Here is a 1,686-nt window from a genome sequence, read left to right as displayed (position 1 = left end):
AGAAGCTGTTGTCTTTCCGGACGTGAGGGCTGCGTTTTCGCTGGTGGGGCATAGGTTCGGCGATCTCGTGGGAGTGACGGCTTGTCGTGTCGTCGCTGCTGTGGGGGTCGTGGATGCCGTCGGTGGTCGGACTGCTGGAACAGCGCGAGCTGGGTGCTCGCCGTCGGGTGGACGAGCTGCGGGAGGAAGCAGACCGCATCCAGGCCGAACTGGCCGTGGCCGAGCGGGAATGGCAGGAGTGGACGATTGCCCGCTCGAAGGTCGGCGAGGTGCTGGCCCCGGAGGAGGAGAGCGGGCGCGACCGTGGCCGGGCCGACGAGAGTGTGCCGACCGCCAAAGGACAGCCAGGAACGGCCCCGCAGTCGGCGGAGGCGGTGAAGCCGAAGTCGCAGGTGCCCGTGTGGCGTGAGGGGCTGGCCTGGTCGGCGCTGTCGGTGGACTACCAGCGCATCCTGCAGTTGGGGGCGGACCGAGCCCGGCTCGGGCAGGGGCCGGTGACCTGCCAGGAGATGGCCGCCGGGTTCGGTGTGGACGTGGTGCCGGCAAGGGTGGAGGCGCTGCGGTCGAAGGCGAAACGCCTGGTGGCCCGGGGCTGGCTGGCCGAGCCCGCGCCGGGCCGGTTCACGCCCGCGCCGGGCGTGGCCGGGCCAGGCGGCGGGTCATGACGATGGTCATCGACCAGTAGGCCATCGCCTCGGCACTGGTCGTGCGGCGCTCGTAGTCGCGGGCCAAGCGGCGGCTTCGCATCAGGTGGGCGAAGAGACGCTCGACGATCCACCGCTTGGGCAGCACCACGAAGCCCTTCTGGTCGTCGCTGCGCTTGACGATCGCCAGCACCAGCGCGAATGCGGCCAGGCAGTGCTCGACGAGGCTGCCGGTGTAGCCGCCATCAGCCCAGACGAGGGCGAGGCGGTGGTGCGCGTCGGCCACCCGGGCGAGCAGGACCTGGGCGGCGGCGCGGTCGCCGACATCGGCGCTGGTGACCATCACGCCCAGCAGCAGGCCGAGGGTGTCTACCACGACGTGCCGTTTGCGCCCGTTGATCTGCTTGCCGCCGTCGTAGCCGCGGCTGTCCGCGCCCACCACGGCGTCCGCCTTGACCGACTGCGAGTCGATCACCCCGGCCGTGGGCTCCGTGTCCTTGCCCACCATCTCGCGGACCCTGGCACGCAGCCGGTCGTGGAACTCCCTGACCAGGCCATGGTCGCGCCAGCGGCGGTAGAACGCGTACACCCGGTCCCACGGCGGGAAGTCGGCCGGCATCGCGCGCCACTTGATGCCGTTGTCGACCAGGTAGCGGATCGCGTCCAGTATCGCGCGGTGGCAGTACACCTCCGGCTGCCCGCCGCGACCGCGCATCCAGCCCGGCACCGGCAGCAGCGGCCGGACCTTGGCCCACTCCCCGTCGGTCATGTCCGTCGGATAACGGCGTTCACGTACCCCCTTGTCGGCGGCGTTTCCGAACCGGTGAGCCAGACAGTCACACTCCAGGGCGACCGAAGTGGACTGCCAGGGCATCGGCACGGAAGACTGCGGCACCGGGGCCTCCAGATGTTGCTCGGTGATTCGACACCAACGAGCTGTTCAGGAGGCCCCACCCGTATGCGCCCAGCGGTCCGCGACCACCCGATCGAGACTCCCGTTCGAAACGCATCTCTCAAGATCGGAACGACAACAGCTTCTGAG

At 70.0% G+C, this 1,686-nt stretch carries 2 protein-coding genes; one reads left to right on the top strand and one right to left on the bottom strand.

Translation table 11 applies throughout. The features are described 5' to 3' along the window. The first annotated feature begins 113 nt into the window (after positions 1–113). The gene (locus tag ACIF9R_RS38250) at positions 114–665 is read left to right on the top strand and encodes a hypothetical protein (RefSeq protein WP_030595921.1); all 552 of its coding nucleotides are present in this window, start codon (positions 114–116) and stop codon (positions 663–665) included. Here ACIF9R_RS38250 and ACIF9R_RS38245 read toward each other — a convergent pair. Beyond that, positions 622–1,413: an IS5 family transposase gene (locus ACIF9R_RS38245; protein WP_033895083.1), complete on the bottom strand. Its 792-nt coding sequence runs from the start codon at positions 1,411–1,413 to the stop codon at positions 622–624. The genes ACIF9R_RS38250 and ACIF9R_RS38245 overlap by 44 nt on opposite strands. Between the last annotated feature and the right edge of the window lie 273 nt (positions 1,414–1,686).

The sequence above is a fragment of the Streptomyces sp. NPDC086080 genome (assembly GCF_044540255.1).
Taxonomy (GTDB): domain Bacteria; phylum Actinomycetota; class Actinomycetes; order Streptomycetales; family Streptomycetaceae; genus Streptomyces.
Note: the sequence above shows the minus strand (reverse complement) of the source record. Positions and strands in the feature narration are given on the sequence as shown.